Source organism: Kribbella sp. VKM Ac-2566 (assembly GCF_004366005.1).
GTDB classification, from domain to species: Bacteria; Actinomycetota; Actinomycetes; order Propionibacteriales; family Kribbellaceae; genus Kribbella; species Kribbella pratensis.
On the sequence record NZ_SODT01000009.1, the window covers coordinates 1,085,613 to 1,105,316 of the forward strand.

Here is a 19,704-nt window from a genome sequence, read left to right on the forward strand (position 1 = left end):
CATGGCCGGCGCGCAACCCAGACTGGCGGCATGGGTGGGGGAATGGTGGCGATGCTGTTCTCGGACATCGAAGGGTCGACGCTGCTGCTGCACCGGTTGGGAGACCGGTATCTGGAGGCGCTGGAAGATCATCGGCGGATCCTGCGCGCGGTCTGGACGGCGTACGGCGGGACCGAGATGGGGACCGAGGGCGACAGCTTCTTCGTCGTGTTCGGGACGGCCGACGCGGCGGTCCGGGCAGCCGTCGACGGGCAGCGGCGACTGGAAGAGCATCGGTGGCCCGACGACGAGCAGTTGCGGGTGCGGATGGGGATTCATACCGGTACGCCGGGTGTGTACGACGGCGACTACTGGGGCATGGACGTCCATCTCGCTGCACGGATCGGGGCCGCCGCACACGGCGGGCAGATCGTGGTCTCCGCCATCACCGGTGAGCTGACGCAACTGCCCGACGGGGTCACCCTGCGCGATCTCGGCACGCACCACCTCAAGGACATCCCGGAGCCCGAGCACCTGCTCCAAGTCACCGTCGACGGGCTAAAGGCCGAGTTCCCGCCACCACGCACTCTCGGTACGTCGAGCAGCCTGCCGGCACCTGCGACACCGCTACTAGGGCGCGAACAGGATCTCGACCGCGTCACCGGTCTGCTCGACCGCCCCGACGTACGCCTCGTCACCCTGACCGGACCGGGCGGGTCGGGCAAGACCCGCCTGGCGATCGGCGTCGCCGCGGAGTCGACCACGAAGTTCCCGGGCGGGGTGTACTTCGTTCCGCTCGCGGCGGTCACGTCCGCGCGGGTGCTGTGGACGACGATCGCCGAAGTCCTCGACATCCCGCCGCGGGAGCGCGGCCGGATCGTCGCCTACCTCGCGCAGCGGACCCTGCTGCTCGTCCTCGACAACCTCGAGCAGCTCCCCGACGCCGGCAAGGTTGTCGCCGAGATCATCGAAGGCGCGCCGCACGTCAAGCTGGTCGCCACCTCCAGACGAGCGCTCGGCCTCACCGGCGAGCACCTGCACCCGGTGCTACCACTCACAGATGCCGCCGTAGAACTTTTCGTGCAGCGCGCCCAGGCCGTCCGGCCGACGTTCACGCTGACCGACGAGAACTCGGCCGACGTGGTCGCGATCTGCCGCCGGCTCGACGGGCTCCCGCTCGCGATCGAGCTGTGCGCGCCGCGGGTGCGGCTGCTCAGCGTCAAGGAGTTGCTCTCCCGGATCGATCAGGCCCTCGACATCGCGTCCACGAGTACGGTGACCCCGGAACGTCAGCGGACGCTGCGGGACACGATCGCCTGGTCGTACGAACTGCTCGGCCCCGAACACCGCCGTACCTTCCGTTGCCTCGCCGTCTTCGCCGGCGGCGCCGACCTGGCCGCGGTCGAGAAGGTTGCTACCGGCATCGATCCGGTCGACGCCCTTGCCGAGCTGCACGACGCCAACCTGATCACGCTGTCCGACGGACCGAACGGCACCCGCGTCCGGATGCTGGAGACCATCCGCCGGTACGCCGCCGACGAGCTGCAGCCGACCGCCGAAGCCGAGGCGGTCCACCGCGAACACGCGACGTACTACGCCGACCTCGCCGACCACCTCGAGGCGATCAAGAAGACGATGTCCGATCCGCCTGTCGAGCGGGCCGAGGCTGACCTCGACAACTTCCGCGCCGCGCTGACCTGGGCGACCGAAAACGACGTCAGGACAGGTCTGCGCCTGTGCTCGGCGCTCGGCTGGGTCTGGCTGTTCGGCGGCTACATCGCCGAGAGCCGTGCCTGGCACGAGCAGGTGATCGCGGCCGCCGGTACGACGTCGTCGCCGGAACTGGCCGCCTGCCTGCGCGGGTTGAGCAACCTCCTGCTCATGCAGGGCGAGACGGACCGCGCCGACCACCTGACAACCCGCAGCCTGGAGATCGCCCGGGAGCTGGACGACCCGGCCGGTATCGCGTTCGGAATGACCGTGCTCGGGTCGGTGCAACGTCAGCAGGGCGATCTCGACGCTGCGCGGGCGACGCTCACCGAGGCGGTCGAACGACTCCGCACCCTCGACGACGACTGGCGCCTGGCGCGGGCGCTCAGCCACCTCGGCGGCATCGAGGAGGATCTCGGGAACCTGGAGCATGCCGAGGACCTGCTTCGCGAGTCCCTCACGATCACCGAGTCGATCGGGGACGCCCACGAGATCGCAGCACAGGGACAGAACCTCGCGTATCTGCTGATCCTCGCGGGCCGGCTCGACGAGGCCGCCGAGCTCGCCCGCGGGCTGCTGCCGACCGTGCTGGCGCTCGGCAGCCCGAGTCTCACGATGGCGTTCTCGAACACCGTCATGAACCTGCTGATCCGGCGCGGCGACCCGGTCGGCGCCGCACGCCTGTTCGGCGCGGAGGAGGCGATGGGCGAACGGCTCGAGATCCCCAACCCGTACCTGGAGGAAGAACTCGCGGAAGCCCTCGAACTCGTCGGCGACACGCTGTCCCGCGAGGCCTGGGAACGTCACCGTCACACGGGCCGCACCGAACGCGTCGAGGAGCTCCTCGACCGATTGTCACTCTGAACGTATCCAATGGGTGTTTCAAGTGGTTGACCATGGACGGGGCCAACTACATACTGCTTGCACCGCCGTCGGCGGGCTGTGGGGGCAGCTGGGGTGTTCATGGGGACATGGGGGGCAAGTTATGCAGGTTTTGAGGTTGATTCGTGCTGCGCTGATCACGGGGATCGTCGGGGGGACGCTCGCCGTCCCGGTGGCGGCCTCGGCCGAGGATCTGCCGAGCACCAGTGTTGCGGTCAGTTCGGTCATGCCCAGTCCTGGGGAGACGATCACGGCGACCCAGACGGTCACCAACATCGGGGGCTTCACGCTCGTCAACGCCCAGGCGGCGATGTACGCCTTGGACCAGTCGCTGACAGACTGGTTCCAGCTGGTCAGCTGTAGTGGGGCGACGACGAACTGCTTCGTCGCCGACGGGCAGAACTTCCGGGCCGCGCTCGGCGATCTTCCGGCGGGCGAGAGCCGGACCGTGGTCTGGACGCTGCGGGTGCGGGACGACACGAGGACCGATCCGTTCAGAATGCGCATCCAGCTCCGGGCCGACAACTATGCGTTCGACATCCTGGACGGCCCGAGAGTCGACATCGTGCCCGGCGCGGCCGACATCGCGGTGACGCTGAACGCCTCGGTGCGGTCCGGGCTGGTGCCCCGGATCACGTACACGGTCACGATCAAGAACAACGGGCCGGGCGCCGCGACCGGTGTGCGTGTGCTCGGCACCGTCCCGAGCAACCTCACGTACGCCGCCGGCGGGACCTGCACACGGGTGGGGACGACCCGGACCGCGAACTGCGATGTCGCGTCGCTGGACAGTGGCGCGAGCACGACCCGGACGTTCGCGGGTGATGCCGGTGTGCTGACGATCGGCACGCTGCAGGCGACGGCCGCGCGTACGGCGAGTTCGCCGGACGATCCGGTGGCGACGAACGACAAGGCGACGCGGACCTGCACAGCGCTCACCGGGCTGATCGTGCGCTGCTGACAAGTCACTGAAGTACCTACGACGGCCGGCGGCCGCGGGCTCAAGTCCCGCGGCCGCCGGTTTTTGTGTGTCGGCGCCTTGCATCGAGGGGCTGGTCAGGTTTACGGTCCGGGTTAACGTTTAAGTGAGTGTTAGTGAGCACTTCTTCGAAACTTGGAGCAACTATGATCAGTCGGCGACGGTTCCTGCAGGTGACCGGTGCGGCGATTGCCACCTCCACGCTGGCGGCCTGCGGCGACGGCGGGGCGGCAGGAGGAGGCGCCAAGGCGTCGGGCGACCTCAAGCTGCCGACGTACAAACCGTTCGAGGGTCTGCACCCGGACTTCCCGGGGGCCGAGTCCGGCCTCGAGCCCGGGTTCCTGAGGTTCCCGGCGGACGCGGTGGCGAGCGTGAAGGCGCCGCCGCTGAAGAGTGCGGTGACCGCGCTGACCGAGACGTTCGCGACGCCTCCGCCGCCGATGGGCAGCAACCCGATGTGGCAGGCGCTGAACTCCGCGCTCGGCGGTGAGCTCCGGCTGACCATCGGCACCGATCCGGGCTACCCGGAGAAGTTCGCGACGCTGCTGGCCAGCGACTCGCTGCCGGACCTGATGTGGCTGCCGCCGAACCAGGGCATCCCGAACATCGGCCCGATGCTCGAGGCGAAGTTCCAGGACCTCACCAAGTACCTGTCCGGCGACGCCGTCCTGGAGTACCCGAACCTGGCCGCGCTGAAGCCGGCCTCCTGGCGGACCGCCGTGGTGAACGGGAAGATCTGGGGCGCCCCGATCCCGTCGACGCCGTTCGGCCAGGTGATGATGGGCAACCCGAAGACCTGGGCGAAGGTCGGCGGCCTGCAGTGCACCACCGCGGACGAGTTCTTCGCCAAGTGCAAGGAGCTGACCAACGGCACGAACTACGCGCTCGAGCCGGCGATCATCAACATGCTGCACATGTTCGGCGAGTGGTTCGGCGCCCCGAACGCCTGGCGCGTGAACCAGGACCGGTCGCTGACGCACCTGTACGAGACCGACAACTACAAGGCCGCTGTCGAGTACGCCGCCAAGCTCTGGGCGGCCAAGGTGTTCTACCCGGACCTCAACCTGGCCGACGCGACGCCGAAGACCGTGAACGGCCAGATCGCCGCGCAGGTCGTGGTCGGTCCGCGGGCGACCGCCGATTTCCGGAACCTGGACCCGACGCTGTTCGTGGACACGATGATCCCGTTCGGCCACGACGGCAAGGCGAAGCCGGTCTACGACATGGGCTACGGCACGGTCGGGTTCACGCCGTTCAAGAAGACCGACGAGGGCCGGATCCGCGAGCTGCTCGCGCTGATGGACTATCTGTCGGCGCCGTTCGGCACCAAGGAGTACCTGGTCAAGAACTTCGGCGTGGAGGGGCAGCAGTACCAGCTGGACGCGAACAAGAACCCCGTGCTGACGAAGGCCGGTCAGCAGCAGGCGCCCGGTCTGGTCAGTGCGCTGCAGATCATGAACTCCCCGGAGAGCGTGATCTTCAACCCGGCGTACCCGGACGACACCAAGAAGATCTACGCGACCGAGCAGCAGCTGCTGAAGTTCGCGATGCGGAACCCGACGGCCGGCACGTACTCCGACACGTCGAGCAAGGTCGGCCCGAAGCTGACCGCGGCGTTCCGGGACACGATCGTCGACATCGTCACCGGCCGGCAGAAGCTCGACGCGTACGACGAGGCGCTCAAGCGCTGGAAGTCCGGCGGCGGTGACAAGATGCGTGACGAGTTCGCGGCCGTGCTCCCGGCGAGCGTTCCGGTCACCGGGTCCTGATCGATGCTGAAGGCGAACTCGGACAAGCGGCGGGCCAAGAACGGCCTGCCGCTGAAGGCGAAGTGGCGCCGGGACTGGCAGATGGTCCTGCTGATGATTCCCGGCGTCGTCTTCCTGCTGGTGTTCTTCTACCTGCCGGTGATCGGCAACGTGGTCGCGTTCCAGGACTTCCAGCCGTACCTCGGCATCATGCACAGCGAGTGGAACGGTCTGCAGAACTTCGTCAACCTGTACGCCAACCCCGACTTCTGGGACGCGTTGCGGAACACGTTGCTGCTGGCCGCAGTCCAGTTGCTGCTGTTCTTCCCGGTGCCGATCGGGCTGGCACTGATCGTCGACTCGCTGGTCAGCAACCGCTTCCGGCGCTGGTTCCAGACGATCGCGTACCTGCCGCACTTCCTGTCCTGGGTGCTGGTCGTGACGCTGTTCCAGCAGTCGCTCGGCGGAGCGGGGTTCGTCAACAACCTGCTCCGGCAGGCGGGACTGGACCCGATCCCGTTCATGACGAATCCGGACACCTTCCCGCTGCTCGTCGTCGCGCAGCTGATCTGGAAGGACGCCGGCTGGGCGATGATCATCTTCCTCGCGGCGCTGACCACCGTGGACGTCTCGCTCTACGAGGCGGCCGCGGCGGACGGCGCCGGGCGCTGGCGGCGGCTGTGGCACATCACGCTGCCGGCGCTGCGGACGGTCATCGTGCTGCTGCTGATCCTGCGGATCGGCGACATCCTCAGCGTCGGGTTCGAGCAGTTCATCCTGCAACGCGACTCGGTCGGTCCAGGTGCTGCCGAAGTACTGGACACGTTCACGTACTACGCCGGCGTGGTCGGCGGGGACTGGAGCAGCGGGGCCGCAGCCGGCCTCGCCAAGGGCGTGTTCGGTGCGTTGCTGCTGTGGGGTGCCAACTCACTCGCTCACCGGCTCGGCGAGCCGGGAATCTTCCAGAGGCGCACATGAGACCTGTGTGGAAAGAGAATCCGTCACCGGGCTACCAGGCGATCAAGGCGGTGATCCTGGGTGGGTTCGCGCTGGTGATCGTCGTACCGATCCTGGTCGTGATCTCGACGTCGCTGGCCAGTGACAAGGACATCATCGACGCGGGCGGGTATGTGCTGTGGCCGTCGCATCCGACGGTGAAGGCGTACCAGACGCTGTTCGGCGGCGGCCTGATGGGCCGGGCGATCCTGGTCAGCGTGTTCGTGACGATCGTCGGTACGGCGATTGCGCTGGCGGTCACCATCGCGCTCGCGTACGCGACGTCGCGACCGGTGCTGTTCGGGCGGCCGGTGCTGTTGATGGTGTTGTTCACGTTGCTGTTCGCGCCGGGCATCATCCCGATGTTCCTGGTGGTGAAGCAGCTCGGGCTGCTCGACAGCCTGTGGTCGCTGATCCTGCCCGGCGCGTTGGGGGCCTTCAACTTCGTCGTACTGCGCACGTTCTTCATGAACGTGCCGGGCGAGTTGCTGGAGAGCGCCCGGATCGACGGCGCGAGCGACTTCACCATCCTGCGGCGGATCATCATGCCGCTGTCGAAGGCGGTGATCGCGGTCGTCGGGCTGTTCTACGCGGTCGGCTTCTGGAACGCGTTCTTCAACGCGCTGCTGTACCTGAACGACACGTCGAAGTGGCCGGTCCAGGTGATCCTGCGGACCTACGTCCTGCAGGGCAAGTCGCTGTCCGCCGACCAGCTCGGCGTCCACCCGCCGCCGCAACCCCAGTCCCTGCAGATGGCGGTCGTGGTGGTCGCCCTGGTGCCGATCGCCATGGTGTACCCGTTCCTCCAACGGCACTTCACCAAAGGCGTTATTACCGGTGCGGTCAAAGGCTGATCTGCAAGAATCGATATATGTCCTCACCTTTGGCTGAGCGGCCGACGCTGCGGATGGTGGCGAAGGAGGCCGGTGTCTCGGTCGCGACCGTGTCCTACGTGCTGTCCGGACGGCACCGCAGTCACACGATCAAGGACTCGACCGCGGACCGGGTCCGCGAGGCCGCGTCGCGCCTGGGGTACCGGCGCAACGACGCGGCCCGCGCGATCCGGACCGGCAAGTCCGATCTCGTCCTGCTGTCGCTGAACGTCCTCGCGGACCCGTGGTCGCAGGCCGTTGCGGCCACGGTCAGTACGGCGGTGTCGCCGCTCGGGAAGACCGCGCTGATCGTCGCGGACGGCGACTGGCGGACCGTGCTGTCCAACCGGACACCGGACGTGATCTTCATCGACAGCATCAAGCCGGACCCGGAGCAGATCGCCGAGCTCGAGGCGTTCGCGGCGCAGGGCGTGCAGATCGTGGCGTTCAGCGAAACCCTGGAACCGCAGGGGTTCGACGTGATCCGGTCCGGCGCCGAGCCGCGTTGCCACCTCGCGGTGGAGCACCTGCTGGAGCACCACGACCGGGTCGGCGCGCTCACCTCGCGGACCACCGGGTTCGCGCGCTTCGATGCGTACGTCAACACGCTGCGCGCGGCCGGCAAGCCGATCAGCAGCGACGACATCGAGGTCTTCGAGCAGCATCCGGAGGGTGCGTACCGGGCCGCGATGGCGCTGCTGTCCAAGCCCGATCGGCCGACCGGGCTCTACTGCACCACCGATTTCGCCGCGATCGCCGCCGTCCGGGCGGCGCACCGGCTGCGCATCGACGTACCGGGGGATCTGGCGATCGTGGGTGTCGGGAACACGCCCGAGGGCGAGCACCTGGACCCGTCGCTGTCGACCGTCGGACCGGTCGGGTTCAACGAGGCGCTCGCCCGGATCATCGTGAGCAGACTGACCGACCGGGAGGGCGCACCCGGCGAAGTGTTCGATTTCCCCTGGCAACTCATCGTCCGGGAGTCTTCTTGAGTCAACGCCCGGTGACCGCGATCCTCAACCGCACCGGGGAACGCGTTGCACGCGCCGCCGTCTGACGACTGGGAGCCGGTCGACATCGGCGAGTCCGACACGTCCGTCTATCGCCGAGGTAACACCTTCGCCAAGTGCTGTGGCCCGTCCGGCATCGCCGAGCTGACAGCCGAACGCGACCGCATCACCTGGCTCGCTTCAACGGGCTTCCCCGGCGCGACGGTGGTGGACTGGCTCGAGCCGACCTCGCCCCAGCCTGACGGTCTCGGGTCGTCCTCGGGTGGGGCATGTCTGGTGACCTCTGCGGTGCCGGGGGTTCCCGGCGACACCCTTCCGCCGGCGTCGCACGATCGTGCCATGCGGCGGCTCGGGGCGACTCTTCGTGAGCTGCATTCGCTGACCGACTGCCCGTTCGAGCGGCCGCTGGCGGAGGTGATCGCGAGGGCGACCGACGTCGTACGGCGTGATGCCGTGAACCCGGCGTACCTCACCGACGAATGGCGGCGCCTGCGGCCGTCGGAGCTGCTCGCCCAAGTGGTTGCTGAGCGCCCCTATATCGAGAGCGTCCTGGAGCCGGTCGTCTGTCACGGCGACGCCTGCCTGCCGAACATCTTCTTCGACCCCGAGACCCTCGAAGTCACCGGCCTCATCGACCTCGGACGGCTCGGAGTCGCCGACCGGTACTCCGACCTCGCCCTCACCACGATCCAGCTCCACGACGAGTGGTCCGCCGACCCGGCGCCGTTCCTCGAGGCGTACGGCGTACCGGACCCGGACGCGCGCCGCCTGTACTTCTTCCGTCTCCTCGACCCGCTCACCTGGGGATGAACATGAGAGTCGAACTCGTTGCCTTCGTCGTGTCCCGCGAGCACGCCTTCGAAGGACGCCCGCAGGACGGCCCGCGCCCCGACCCCGAACGGGTCGCGCGCACCGAGATCGAGGTCCGCGCCGATCTCGGCATCGTCGGCGACCGCTACTACGCCCAGGCAATCCACAAGAACGCGGCCGTGACGCTCATCGACGCCGCCTCCCTCGACGAGGTCGAGTGCGTCCTCAACCTGGACGCACCCCTCGACCCGCACCTCACCCGGCGCAACATCACCCTGCGTGGCTTCCCGATCGACGAACTCGCCGCCCACCGCACCGCGGACGGCACCCGCGTACCCGGCCGTCGCTTCACGCTGGGCTCGATCACCTTCCAGGCGAACCGCCCGGCCAACCCGTGCGCGTGGATGGACGAGGTCCTCGCACCCGGCGCGATGAAGGCGCTGCGCGGCCACGGCGGCATCCGCGCAACCCCACTCACCTCCGGCACCCTCCGCCTCGGCCCAACAGACCTCACCGTCCTGGACTGAGAGGCTTTCGCTCGACTTTTGGTCACGCGGCTTACCGTCGGAGTGTGAGGCTGGTGGGTGTGCTCGTCGCGCTGGCGGCGCTGGCCGGATGCAGCGACACGGCTCCGGCCAATGACTCGGTCCTGCCAACCAACCGAACCACCCCGACCACCAGCCCAAACCCACCCACAGAACCCGCCACGACACCCTCGCCCACGCGCACCACGCCCCGCCCGACCCCCACTGTGTCCGGCCCGGTGAGCATGTCGATCCCCGCGATCGGCGTACGGAACCTGCGGGTCGTCGGGTACACCGGCACCGCGGACGACCGGCCAGGCACCCGGATCCAGAACCGCGGTGTCGCCGCCAGCCCACGCGGCCGCGCCGGCGGCGTCGGACCTGGCGAGATCGGGAACTTCATCGTGACCGGCCACCGCGTCAGCCACGGACGACCGCTGGAGCGGGCGCCGGAGCTACAGAACGGCGACCACGTCGTCATCACTGCAGGCGGAACGGTGTACGACTACGTCATCACCCGGACGATGACGATCTCGTTCCGCCGGCCCGTCGAGAAGGCTCAACAGAATGCCGCCGTACCGGGCAACCCCGGCGCGGAACCGACGAAAGCGATGCTCACGATCTCCACCTGCGCCACTCCCGAGGACCACGCAGCAGGCAACTACTGGCACGACGAACTGGGCAACCCCGAACACCGCATCAACAAAATAGGCACCCTGGTCGCCACCCGCTGATCGTTCAGTGGGTCGGCTGCAGGTCGCGGATCAGCGTCGTGGGCTTGCCGGCGAGCGCGGCCGGGAGGAGCTTGCGGAGAACCGGCAGGCGGAGGAACCGAAGCAGCACGCGACGCGCGACCAACTCGAACCGGGACTGCGGCAGGAACCACCGCGCGGTGGATCGCGCGACCTTCTGCTTCTCCTCGACGACAGGTCGCCAGACGCGTTCGTACTCAGCCAATCCGTCCTCGATCGACGACGAGCTCACCAGCTTCTCCGCGAGCAAGAACGCCCCGGCGACCCCGAGCGACGCGCCCTGCCCGGCCAGCAGCGACACCGCCCCACAAGCGTCACCGACCAATGCGACCCGCCCCGAACTCCACCGGGGCATCACGATCTGCGCGACCTGGTCGTAGTAGATCTGGTCGTCGTCCGGGCACAACTCCAGCGCCCGCGGCACCACCCAGCCGAGATCGCCGTACGCCGACCTGATCGCCTCCCGGGTGTCGGCCGGCGTCACAGGATCCGCGGTACGGTGCACCGCGAACGACGCCACTCGCCCGTCCCGCAGCGCGTAGAACCCGAACTGGCTGCCCATCGTGTCCGTCAGACAGAACCGCCCGCCCACCTCGGCGTGGATCTCCGGCGCGTCGAAGCTGTAGGCCGCGGTGTGAAAACCGAGGAACCGCAGGTACGTCGACTCCGGCCCGAACACGAGCCGGCGTACGGCGGAATGGATGCCGTCGGCACCGATCAACAGCTCGCCGTCGAGCGTCGACCCGTCGGCGAGCTCGACCCGTAGGCCGTCTGAACGCGGCGTGACGCCCGTGAGCGTGGCGCCGTACCGCAGGTTCACGTCGCCCGGCAGGTGTTCGCGCAGGACCTGTTCGAGATCCGGTCGCATCATGCTGAGCACGTCGCCTTCGGCGAACTGCAGGATGTTGATGCCCGCCTGCCGGCGGCCGTCCTCGTCGACCAGGACCGCTTCTTCGACGTGGTACGCGACCTCTTGCATCGCGGGCAACAGTCCCATCGCGCACATCGCGTCGTATCCCGGGCCGAAGAAGTCGATCATGTAGCCCTGCGGGCGGGGACCGGGACTGCGTTCAAGGACGGTGACGTCCTGGCCGAGCGCCGACAAGCGGTTCGCCAGCGCAAGTCCGGCGATCCCGGCTCCACAGATGATCGCGTGCATGTCAACTCACCAGCCTTCGCAGAACGGTAGTCAGGGCTGGGGATTCCGGCCCGAGGGTCCGATGCAGGAGCAGGCCGTCGATGGTCGCCGCGAGGACGGCGGCGGTCGCGGCCGGCTCGACGACCTGGTGGATCGTGAGCCAGTCGGCCAGGCGGGTCCGGAAGTCCGTCACCAGGCCGGCGATCTGCGTGTGCAGACGCTCGTCGCGGGTCGCGGCCAGGTAGGTCTCGGTGAAGAGCAGCGACATCGGGTCGGTCCCGTCGTACTGCTCGATCGAGGCCAGCAGCGCGTCGATCGCGACGGCCGGTGTGGTCGCGGACGTGAAGAGTTCGTCGGTCGTAGTGAGCACCTGCCGCATGGCGCTGATCGCGGCCTCGGTCAGCACGTCCTGCACGGACGAGAAGTGGTAGTGCACGACGCTCGGGGTGACACCGGCGCGCTCGGCCAGGATCCGCGTGCTCACCGCCGACCAGCCGCGCTCGGGGATCAGCTCAGCCGCAGCAGCCAACAGCCGCTGCCGCACCTCCTGACCTTGTTTCGCCGTCGGCGCCATCGCATTCCTCCAGGGCGATCGTCCTGTACGATCGTCCTGATCGTAGAACATGCCGCAGTGGGAGGGCAAGCAGGCCCGGAGCTACTTGCGGCCGAACTTCCACCATTTCGGCTTGTTCATCTTGATCTCGTCGGCGGTCATCGGGGGCGGGACCGGGGGACGGGACTCCTCGGTGAGGAAGTTGCCGGATTCGGTGTCGTACGGCGTGACGCCGAGGCGGCGGCTGATCTCCATCACGATCGGGATCGACCGCGGGCCGTCGTTCAGGTAGAAGGTGATGTCGCGGACCTCGACGCCCTTGCCGATCGTCATCTCGACGTCGTACTCCGGACTTCGCAGCGCCAGCCAGGACGGTTTGCTCGTGTCGACGTCCGGCACCACTTCCCGGACCTTGGCCACCACGTCGGTCGCCAGACCGACCGCCGGCGGCTCGTAGTCGACCGGAATGTCGTCGAGGCGCCGTACGCCTCCTGGCCCGCGCATCGCATACACAGCCCAACTCATGCCCCCAGCATGCCAGGCGGCTCAGCGCTTGCGGGCGGCGAGCCACAGGGTAGTGGGAGTAAAACGGGATGTGCCTGGAATTTTCGTTCAGCACAGTGGGGGAATGACTCAACTTGATCCGGTGATTCGCTCTTTCTATCGGGACCGGTACGTCGAGGACGATCGGCTGGTCGTCCGCGGGCACGGCCGGCTCGAGTTCCTGCGTACCCAGGAGTTGCTGCGGCGGTGGCTCCCGCCCGCGTCCGTCGTACTGGATGTCGGTGGCGCGACCGGCGTCCACGCGCGATGGCTTGCGGCGGACGGGCATCAGGTCACCCTGGTCGACCCGGTTCCGGAGCATGTGAAGCAGGCGGCGACGATCGGGACCTTCGCGGCAGAGGAGGGCGATGCGCGGGCACTCCGGCAGGGGGATGCGAGCGTGGACGTGACGCTCCTCCTCGGTCCGCTCTACCATCTGGTCGACGCGGCGGATCGTGCGCGGGCGTTGGCGGAAGCGGTACGGGTGACGCGTCCCGGTGGGGTAGTCGTCGCCGCGGGCATCAATCGGTACGGCGGCCTGCTCGAGGCCGGCAGCAACGGCACCCTCACCGAGGAGCGACTGTCCCTGTTCCTCGACGCCTTCGCGTCCGGCAGCATCGACGGCACCAACGGCTTCACCGTCGCCTACTTCCACCACGCCGAAGAACTCGCCACCGAGCTCACCACAGCCGGCCTCACCGACGTAGAAGTCCTCGGCATAGAAGGCCCCGCCAGCAACATCCTCGAGAACGCTGCCCCGGACGCCATCGAAACCCTGCTCCCCGCCGCCGTCCTCCTCGCCCGCCAGGTCGAATCCGACCCCAAACTCCAAGCCGCCAGCCCCCACTTCCTCGCCCACGGCCGCGTATCCGACTGAATGCGGTCCGTAGTCGTCAAGCGGTGCGTGGTCGCGGAATGGTGTCAATAGGTGCAATGCGGTTCTCGGGATGGCGGTCCAGGCCGTAATATCGTGCGGCGGCCGGCACTGGGGGTGTTCCGGCCCTTCTGATGCATCGGGTGGGACCGGCGGACGGCCGGTAACTGGGGAGAAGCGGGAAGTTATGGCGGACAAGCCGGCACCCAAGCCTGGGCACTTCCTGCCAGGCGGCGACGGGGACCAGATCGCGGGCGACGACCGGAAACCGGGGGTTTCCGCACCGTCGACGGCCTCGTCGAACGCACCCTCGGGGGCGCCGTTGGCGGCACCCACGCCGCGGCTCGGCGGGGAAGCGCCGCCGACGCCGCCGCAGTTGAGCGGGTCCCGGATCGACTCCCGTCGTACGACGCTTTCCGGCAGCCGGCTCGGTCCGCCGCCGGCCGACGACCGCGCCGCCGCGGCGTCCCGGGAGGTGTTCCACCCGCAGCCGGTGCCGTTCGTCCCGAAGCAGCGGTCCAAGGGGCTGATCGCGCTGATGGTCGTCGCGGTGCTGGTGTTCCTCGGCGGCGGCGCGACGTTCGCGGTCAAGGTGCTCTCCTCGCCCAGCTTCAACCTCCCGAACCCGAACGGCACGCCGTCCGCGAAGTCGAGCGGCGCGCCGACGACCAAGGGCCCGATCGGCAAGGGGACGCCGGACACCGACATCGTCGGCAAGAACCCGATCTACGCCGCCGGGGCGCTGGCCGTGGCGAAGTGCCCGGAACCCGCGTTCCGGCCGACGTCCATGGAAAACGTCCGCTCGTACTACCAGGCGCTGACCGCGTGTATGGACAAGGCCTGGGAGCCGATCGTCACCAAGGCCGGGTTCGAGTTCCGGTCGCCGAACCTGGTCATCTTCTCCGACGGTGACGAGACCGCCTGCGGCGTCCAGCACGACCTCGCCCTGTACTGCCAGGACGAGCACGGTGGCAGCGCGACCATGCCGTGGCAGGAGCTCGTCGAGGAGTATCCGAAGAACAAGGCCGAGGTACGCGCCGAGATGGCCCAGTCCTTCGGCTTCGTGTACGGCGTACACCTGCAGAACCTGACCGGGATGGCCGAGGCCTCCGACAACCTCGCCGACACCGCGGCGAGCAAGGCCGCGCAACTGGAGATGAACCGGCGTGCCGCGCTCCAGGCGTACTGCTTCGGCGCGGTGTTCTTCGGCGCGGCCAGAACGAGCTTCCCGTTGCGCGGCGAACTGCTGAGGCAATGGAACGGACTCATCCAGCGGCGCGGCGACGAGAACACCAAGGACAAAGTCCGCGACCACGGTTCCAGCAAGAGCCTTGCGCTGTGGATGAACCAGGGCCTGGCGACAACCAACCCCGGGTCCTGCAACACTTTCGTCGCAGCATCCGCCAAGGTCAGCTGAGCGAGATAGGAACGATCGATGCCTGACTCCGAGGAAGGTGTGCCGGGGCCCGGGCACTTCGCGTCCGGTGAACCGGCAGCCGGCACACGCCCGCTGACCCTGAAGAGCACGCAGCCGGGTGGCCTCGGTCGAGCCCGCTCGGTGTCGCTCGACGACACCCCGGTACGTCGTAAGGCACGTCCGCTGCCGACAGAACCGGGTACGACGAGTGAGTACAGCGGCCCGCCCGCCGCGCCGCGGACCGGCGTACCGCTCACGCCGCTGACCGGCACCCGCCGCGTCGGCGGCCCCCGCCCGACCGGCTGGCACTCGAACCCGTCCCGCTCCGGCGCCCAGTTCACCACCGAACCACCACCGGCCGCCCCGCCGCGACAGTACTCTCGGCCGGTCATCGTCGGCTTGTCGATCCTGGTCATCCTGATGCTCACCGGCGCCACCATCGCCGGCTTCCGCCTCGTCGACTCCTACGGCAACGTGGAAAATCCCCTCGCCCAACCCTCGGTGCGAAAGTCCCAGGCCCCACTCCCCATCCCACCGAACCCGACGGTCACCGTCACCAAACAGGGCGTTCCGGACGTGGTCCGGCTGCAGCAGAACAAGATCTACACCGCCGGCAAGGTCGGCGCCGTGAGCTGCAAGGAGCCGGCGCTCAAGCCGGACTCCCAGTCGGCGATCCTGCGGTACTACAGGGCTCTCGCACCCTGCCTGGACAAGGCTTGGGCGCCGGTGCTGCAAAAGTCCGGCTACCCGTTCCGTCCGCCGAAGGTGGTGCTGCAGACCAGCCAGAACACCTCGGCGAGCTGCACCGGCGAGGAGGACGTCGCGTTCTACTGCCCGGCTGACGAGACCATCTACGTCAGCTGGAAGGAAGACGCCAAGTTCTACAAGACGGATCCGCTCGCGGCGCGAGTGTGGATGATGGACACGATGGCGCACGAGTACGGCCACCACGTGCAGAAACTCACCGAGATGCTCACCGCCGCCGGATCCCGCGAGGGTTGGGCGAAGACGAAGGCGGAGGAACTCGAGTGGAGCCGGCGTACCGAGCTGCAGGCGAGCTGCTTCGGCGCGGCCTTCCTCGGCGCGAACAAGAAGGCTCTCGGCCTCTCCGGCCGCAAGCTGAAGCTCTGGGAATGGGAGACCCAGCACAGCGGCGACGAGTACAACCCGAAGAAGATCCGCGACCACGGCTCCCGCAAGAACTACTGGCTCTGGTCCGAACCCGCCTTCAAATCCGCCGACCCCAAGGTCTGCAACACCTTCACCGCCCCCGCCGCCAAGGTGAGCTGAGCGTGCGCCGAGCGGCTTTGGTTGGGGTCGTCGGGCTGCTTGTGGCGATTGCCGGTGGATGCGAGCGGACGGATGGCGCGCTCCCGGACCCGGTGACACCCGGCACCAGTACGACGCCGAGTCCGACACCGAGCCCGAGTGCGACACCGACGACTAGTCCGACACCGAGGACGAGTCCGACTCCGAGTCCGAAAGCGAGTCCTAAGCCCAAGGCTGTGCCGGGCAAGCCGGCGGCTACTCCGACGTACAGCCCACGGGGGCAGAAGTACCTGGTGCGCAACAGGATCTACTCGGCGGGACAGGTTCCGGCGGTGGCGTGCGTAGTGCCAGACGTCGTGCTGCGATCGCAGAAGGCCGTGCAGCGGTACTTGAACGCGTTCCAGGACTGTCTGCAGCGAGCGTGGAAGCCAGTGGTAGTGCGTGCGGGCGTCAGGTTCCGGCCGTCGGCCGTGTACGCCGTCCGCCAGGGATCGAAGACGGCTTGCGGCACCTTCGCCGAGAAGGACCACGCCTACTACTGCCCCGCGGATTCAGGGATCTACTTCGACTGGGAGGAGCTCGGCCAGTGGGAGGACTACGGCCACGTGGCGGCGCAGGTGTACACCCTGGTCACGATGGCGCACGAGTTCGGGCACCACGTGCAGGAACTCGTCGGGATCTCGACGTATTACGACGATCGATGGGGCGAGGTCGCCGGATCGGCTCACCTCGAGCCGATGCGTCGCCACGAACTGCAGGCGTCCTGCTTCGGCTCCGCCTTCCTCGGCGCTAATCAGACCCCCCTCGACCTGTACGGCGCCAGGTACGAGGCGTACCTGTCGGAGGCGTCGTACGGTGACCACCCGCCGGCGACCGCGCGGGATCACGGATCGCCCCAAAGCAATACCGAGTGGGCGGCGGCCGCTTTCACCGCCATGTCGCCGGCCGCCTGCAACACGTGGGTCGCCCCCGCGGGCTGGGTGAGCTGAGATGCGTCGTACGGCACGTGTGGTGGCAGTGTTCGTCGCCGTGGTGTTGGCCGGTGGCTGCACTCGAGAGGTTGCCGCGCCGGAGGTGACTCCGACCGCGACTCCGACTGCGACCACGGCTCCGGTACAAGCGCCGGTGGGGAAGGCGGTGCAGGCACCGGAGCCGATCAAGGACGAGTTCCTGCTGTACAACCCGCTGTACAGGGCAGGTCAGATCGCAGCTGTCAGTTGCTCGCTGCCGACAGCGAAGCTGGCGAACAAGCAGGCGATGATCCGCTACGCGAACGCCTTTGTGGCCTGCCTGGACAGGGCTTGGGCGCCGGTGATCACCCGCGCGGGATTCGACTTCGTCCGGCCGTCCGCCGTGTACTCGTCGCCGGCGGGAACGAAGACGGACTGCGCAGTGATGGACAAGGAGTACTACGGTCTCTACTGCTCCTCCAACCACGGCATCTACTTCAACTGGCCGGAGTACATCGTCGAGGGAGCGTCCCAGGAAGACACCCGAGCGTCGGTGCAGTGGCTGATCGCACACGAGTACGGCCACCATGTGCAGGAAGTGACGGGCATCCTCGACCAGTACCACGAGCGCTACTCCTCGGCTCGGGATGCAGCGCAGGAGCAGGTAGAGGAGCACCGCAGCGAGATGCAGGCGCACTGCTTCGCGGCGGCGTTCTTCGGGGCCAACCGGGAGACGTTCCGGATCCACGGGGAACGTCTCGATCACTACGGGCATCCCGGGTACGACCGTCGTGCCGCCGACTCGATCAACTTCGACAGGTGGTTACGGCAGGCGTTCAAGGCGAAGGGCCCGAGCGGTTGCAAAACCTGGGCGGCGCCGGCGGGCAGTGTTACCGGAGTTTGAGTTTGAAGCCTTCGTGGGTGTTGGCGAAGCCCAGGTTTGTGTAGAAGCGGTGGGCGTTGGTGCGGGATTTGTCCGACGTGAGCTGGACGAGGCTGCAGCCGCGGGTGCGGGATTCTTCGACGGCCCATTGGACGAGCATGGTGCCGAGGCCGGAGCCGCGGGCGGGAGCGGCGACGCGCACGGCCTCGATCAGGCCGCGGGTGGAGCCGCGGCGCGACAGGCCGGGGATGATCGTCAGCTGGAGCGTGCCGATCACCTCGCCGTTGCGGTCAGCAACCATCAGCAGTTGGTTGGAGTCGGCATCGATCTGCTCGAACGCCGCCAGGTACGGCGTCAGGTCGTCGAGCGACTCGCGGGTGGCGCCGAGCTGGTCGTCGGCGATCATCGCGACGATCGCGGCGACGTCGGAAGCGGTGGCGCGGCGGATGACGACATCGTTCATAGGTACAGGATCGCAAACGCCTGAAGCGGTTCAGTCGGCAGGGTAAGCACCGAAGTACCGCCATGGTGATTGCCTTACGCAAACACTTTTCCTTGCCCGGCGCGCCTGGAACGTTGTTTGCCCAAGGCATCGAAGGGTACGAGTGATACTGGACACCACTGCATCCGCCCGTGCCGGGGTTGGGGCAGTTGTGCGCCGACAGCGGATGCGGGCCAGTCCGGAAGGAACATCCGATGTCAGCGTTAGCAATCGACTTCACCCAGCCGTTCGAGGATGCGTTCAGCAAACTGCTGTCGTTCATCCCGAACCTGCTGGGCGGCCTGGTCATCCTGGTCGTCGGCTACTTCGTGGCCAAGATCCTCGGCAATCTCGTCGGCAAGCTGCTCGGCCGCGTCGGCTTCGACGGCTGGATGGAACGGGCCGGCGTCTCCGGTGTGCTGCAACGGTCGGGCACGGGGCTGACCGCTTCGGCGATGCTGGGCAAGGTCGTGTTCTGGTTCGTCTTCCTGATCAGCTTCACGATGTTCGCCTCCGCACTCGGCGTGCCGGAGATCTCGAACTTCATGAGCGACATGCTCGGCTACATCCCGCGGATCTTCGCGGCGATCGTGATCGTCTGCCTGGCGGCGTTGTTCGCCAACTTCCTGGCCGCGGTCATCCGCGGTGCGACCGGTAACGAGACCCTGGCCAAGGTGGCCCGGTACGCCGTCCTCGTGTACGCCGCGTTCGCCGCGCTGACCCAGCTCGGTGTCGCGGTCCAGCTCACCGGCAACACGCTGCTGATCGTCCTCGCGGGCGCCGCGCTTGCTCTCGGTCTCGCTTTCGGTCTCGGGGGCCGCGAGATGGCCGGCCGCGCACTGAACAACCTGTTCGACAAGGACAAGATGGTCAAGCCGGCCGCGCAGAACGGGATGGACGGTACGACGGCGTACCCGCAGCAGGGCGACTACCAGGGCCAGGGGAACTACCAGGGCCAGGGCAACTACGAGGGCGGCTACCAGCAGCCCGCCCAGCCCGCCCAGCCCGCCCAGCCCGCCCAGCCCGAGCAGCATCCGGCCGCCCACAGCTCCGGCAACTGGTCCAACGGCACCCCGTCGAACGGCACCTGGCAGCAGGGCCAGTAATCAAGGAGTTCACACCGAGGCAGTTCTCCTCACGCGGGCGGCAATCCAACCGGGTTGCCGCCCGTCCCTGTGAGCGAAGGTGGTCGCTGCGTGTGATTCGCAGCTCGACAGGATGTGTCAGGTGGCCGGGTAGTGCACCTGAGCGTGAATACGTCCGCGTGTACAGCGTCTCGCCGGTGCTCTACCTGTCGAGCTGCCGATCGCCGAGCCGAACCCTCGGTGGGACGA

General features: G+C 67.9%; 19 protein-coding genes. 15 read left to right on the top strand and 4 right to left on the bottom strand.

Annotation, left to right across the window (positions count from 1 at the left end; all coding sequences use genetic code 11):
• The first annotated feature begins 30 nt into the window (after positions 1 to 30).
• The 9 genes from EV647_RS16685 (at position 31) to EV647_RS16725 (ending at position 10,244) form a co-directional block, all read left to right on the top strand.
• On the top strand, positions 31 to 2,553 hold the full coding sequence (locus tag EV647_RS16685; protein WP_166680352.1) for an adenylate/guanylate cyclase domain-containing protein: 2,523 nt from the start codon (positions 31 to 33) through the stop codon (positions 2,551 to 2,553).
• 136 nt (positions 2,554 to 2,689) lie between these two features.
• A complete protein-coding gene (locus EV647_RS16690) occupies positions 2,690 to 3,532 on the top strand; it encodes a DUF11 domain-containing protein (protein ID WP_202871089.1) in 843 nt (280 codons plus the stop codon).
• Positions 3,533 to 3,696: 164 nt separating this feature from the next.
• Complete coding sequence (locus EV647_RS16695) at positions 3,697 to 5,319, top strand: extracellular solute-binding protein (protein WP_134003678.1); 1,623 nt, start codon at positions 3,697 to 3,699, stop codon at positions 5,317 to 5,319.
• A gap of 3 nt (positions 5,320 to 5,322) precedes the next feature.
• Entirely contained in the window at positions 5,323 to 6,276 is a 954-nt protein-coding gene (locus tag EV647_RS16700) for a sugar ABC transporter permease (protein ID WP_238177245.1), read from the top strand.
• A complete protein-coding gene (locus EV647_RS16705; protein WP_134003680.1) occupies positions 6,273 to 7,148 on the top strand; it encodes a carbohydrate ABC transporter permease in 876 nt (291 codons plus the stop codon). The genes EV647_RS16700 and EV647_RS16705 overlap by 4 nt, the downstream gene beginning before the upstream one ends.
• A gap of 17 nt (positions 7,149 to 7,165) precedes the next feature.
• Entirely contained in the window at positions 7,166 to 8,158 is a 993-nt protein-coding gene (locus EV647_RS16710) for a LacI family DNA-binding transcriptional regulator (RefSeq protein ID WP_202870279.1), read from the top strand.
• A gap of 45 nt (positions 8,159 to 8,203) precedes the next feature.
• Positions 8,204 to 8,986, top strand: a complete 783-nt coding sequence (locus tag EV647_RS16715) for an aminoglycoside 3'-phosphotransferase (RefSeq protein ID WP_134003682.1) — start codon at positions 8,204 to 8,206, stop codon at positions 8,984 to 8,986.
• Positions 8,987 to 8,988: 2 nt separating this feature from the next.
• A complete protein-coding gene (locus tag EV647_RS16720) occupies positions 8,989 to 9,513 on the top strand; it encodes an MOSC domain-containing protein (protein ID WP_134003684.1) in 525 nt (174 codons plus the stop codon).
• A 242-nt stretch (positions 9,514 to 9,755) separates the two neighbouring features.
• Positions 9,756 to 10,244 (top strand): class E sortase, encoded by a 489-nt coding sequence (locus EV647_RS16725; RefSeq protein ID WP_134004418.1) that lies wholly within the window; start codon positions 9,756 to 9,758, stop codon positions 10,242 to 10,244.
• A 4-nt stretch (positions 10,245 to 10,248) separates the two neighbouring features.
• Here the strand turns inward: EV647_RS16725 and EV647_RS16730 are convergent, their stop codons facing one another.
• The 3 genes from EV647_RS16730 to EV647_RS16740 form a co-directional block, all read right to left on the bottom strand.
• A complete protein-coding gene (locus EV647_RS16730) occupies positions 10,249 to 11,421 on the bottom strand; it encodes an FAD-dependent monooxygenase (RefSeq protein WP_134003685.1) in 1,173 nt (390 codons plus the stop codon).
• Between the two features lies 1 nt (position 11,422).
• Positions 11,423 to 11,974, bottom strand: coding sequence for a TetR/AcrR family transcriptional regulator (locus EV647_RS16735; protein ID WP_134003687.1), 552 nt, complete (start codon positions 11,972 to 11,974; stop codon positions 11,423 to 11,425).
• An 81-nt stretch (positions 11,975 to 12,055) separates the two neighbouring features.
• On the bottom strand, positions 12,056 to 12,478 hold the full coding sequence (locus EV647_RS16740; protein ID WP_133784832.1) for a hypothetical protein: 423 nt from the start codon (positions 12,476 to 12,478) through the stop codon (positions 12,056 to 12,058).
• A gap of 103 nt (positions 12,479 to 12,581) precedes the next feature.
• Between EV647_RS16740 and EV647_RS16745 the strand changes: the two genes are divergently transcribed.
• The 5 genes from EV647_RS16745 to EV647_RS16765 all read left to right on the top strand — a co-directional run bounded on the left by EV647_RS16745 (position 12,582) and on the right by EV647_RS16765 (position 17,910).
• Positions 12,582 to 13,373 carry a bifunctional 2-polyprenyl-6-hydroxyphenol methylase/3-demethylubiquinol 3-O-methyltransferase UbiG gene (locus EV647_RS16745; protein WP_134003689.1) on the top strand — a complete coding sequence of 264 codons (792 nt, stop codon included), beginning with the start codon at positions 12,582 to 12,584 and terminating at the stop codon, positions 13,371 to 13,373.
• A 184-nt stretch (positions 13,374 to 13,557) separates the two neighbouring features.
• Positions 13,558 to 14,787 carry a neutral zinc metallopeptidase gene (locus tag EV647_RS16750; RefSeq protein WP_134003691.1) on the top strand — a complete coding sequence of 410 codons (1,230 nt, stop codon included), beginning with the start codon at positions 13,558 to 13,560 and terminating at the stop codon, positions 14,785 to 14,787.
• Between the two features lie 18 nt (positions 14,788 to 14,805).
• Positions 14,806 to 16,077, top strand: coding sequence for a neutral zinc metallopeptidase (locus EV647_RS16755; protein WP_134003693.1), 1,272 nt, complete (start codon positions 14,806 to 14,808; stop codon positions 16,075 to 16,077).
• Positions 16,078 to 16,349: 272 nt separating this feature from the next.
• Complete coding sequence (locus EV647_RS16760) at positions 16,350 to 17,045, top strand: neutral zinc metallopeptidase (RefSeq protein WP_166680353.1); 696 nt, start codon at positions 16,350 to 16,352, stop codon at positions 17,043 to 17,045.
• A 1-nt stretch (position 17,046) separates the two neighbouring features.
• Positions 17,047 to 17,910 carry a neutral zinc metallopeptidase gene (locus EV647_RS16765; RefSeq protein WP_134003696.1) on the top strand — a complete coding sequence of 288 codons (864 nt, stop codon included), beginning with the start codon at positions 17,047 to 17,049 and terminating at the stop codon, positions 17,908 to 17,910.
• On the opposite strand, the gene EV647_RS16770 is transcribed toward EV647_RS16765, so the two are convergent.
• Positions 17,897 to 18,352, bottom strand: a complete 456-nt coding sequence (locus tag EV647_RS16770) for a GNAT family N-acetyltransferase (RefSeq protein ID WP_134003698.1) — start codon at positions 18,350 to 18,352, stop codon at positions 17,897 to 17,899. The two genes, EV647_RS16765 and EV647_RS16770, sit on opposite strands and share 14 nt — an antisense overlap.
• Before the next feature lie 233 nt (positions 18,353 to 18,585).
• Between EV647_RS16770 and EV647_RS16775 the strand changes: the two genes are divergently transcribed.
• Positions 18,586 to 19,476: a hypothetical protein gene (locus EV647_RS16775; RefSeq protein WP_134003700.1), complete on the top strand. Its 891-nt coding sequence runs from the start codon at positions 18,586 to 18,588 to the stop codon at positions 19,474 to 19,476.
• Positions 19,477 to 19,704 lie beyond the last annotated feature (228 nt).

What these genes read in the sequence shown, in the direction of transcription:
- EV647_RS16685 (WP_166680352.1), top strand. Translation starts at nt 31, where the DNA reads ATGGGTGGGGGAATGGTGGCGATGCTGTTCTCGGACATCGAAGGGTCG.
- EV647_RS16695 (WP_134003678.1), top strand. Translation starts at nt 3,697, where the DNA reads ATGATCAGTCGGCGACGGTTCCTGCAGGTGACCGGTGCGGCGATTGCC.
- EV647_RS16700 (WP_238177245.1), top strand. Translation starts at nt 5,323, where the DNA reads ATGCTGAAGGCGAACTCGGACAAGCGGCGGGCCAAGAACGGCCTGCCG.
- EV647_RS16705 (WP_134003680.1), top strand. Translation starts at nt 6,273, where the DNA reads ATGAGACCTGTGTGGAAAGAGAATCCGTCACCGGGCTACCAGGCGATC.
- EV647_RS16710 (WP_202870279.1), top strand. Translation starts at nt 7,166, where the DNA reads ATGTCCTCACCTTTGGCTGAGCGGCCGACGCTGCGGATGGTGGCGAAG.
- EV647_RS16720 (WP_134003684.1), top strand. Translation starts at nt 8,989, where the DNA reads ATGAGAGTCGAACTCGTTGCCTTCGTCGTGTCCCGCGAGCACGCCTTC.
- EV647_RS16725 (WP_134004418.1), top strand. Translation starts at nt 9,756, where the DNA reads ATGTCGATCCCCGCGATCGGCGTACGGAACCTGCGGGTCGTCGGGTAC.
- EV647_RS16730 (WP_134003685.1), bottom strand. Translation starts at nt 11,421, where the DNA reads ATGCACGCGATCATCTGTGGAGCCGGGATCGCCGGACTTGCGCTGGCG.
- EV647_RS16735 (WP_134003687.1), bottom strand. Translation starts at nt 11,974, where the DNA reads ATGGCGCCGACGGCGAAACAAGGTCAGGAGGTGCGGCAGCGGCTGTTG.
- EV647_RS16740 (WP_133784832.1), bottom strand. Translation starts at nt 12,478, where the DNA reads ATGAGTTGGGCTGTGTATGCGATGCGCGGGCCAGGAGGCGTACGGCGC.
- EV647_RS16745 (WP_134003689.1), top strand. Translation starts at nt 12,582, where the DNA reads ATGACTCAACTTGATCCGGTGATTCGCTCTTTCTATCGGGACCGGTAC.
- EV647_RS16750 (WP_134003691.1), top strand. Translation starts at nt 13,558, where the DNA reads ATGGCGGACAAGCCGGCACCCAAGCCTGGGCACTTCCTGCCAGGCGGC.
- EV647_RS16755 (WP_134003693.1), top strand. Translation starts at nt 14,806, where the DNA reads ATGCCTGACTCCGAGGAAGGTGTGCCGGGGCCCGGGCACTTCGCGTCC.
- EV647_RS16765 (WP_134003696.1), top strand. Translation starts at nt 17,047, where the DNA reads ATGCGTCGTACGGCACGTGTGGTGGCAGTGTTCGTCGCCGTGGTGTTG.
- EV647_RS16770 (WP_134003698.1), bottom strand. Translation starts at nt 18,352, where the DNA reads ATGAACGATGTCGTCATCCGCCGCGCCACCGCTTCCGACGTCGCCGCG.
- EV647_RS16775 (WP_134003700.1), top strand. Translation starts at nt 18,586, where the DNA reads ATGTCAGCGTTAGCAATCGACTTCACCCAGCCGTTCGAGGATGCGTTC.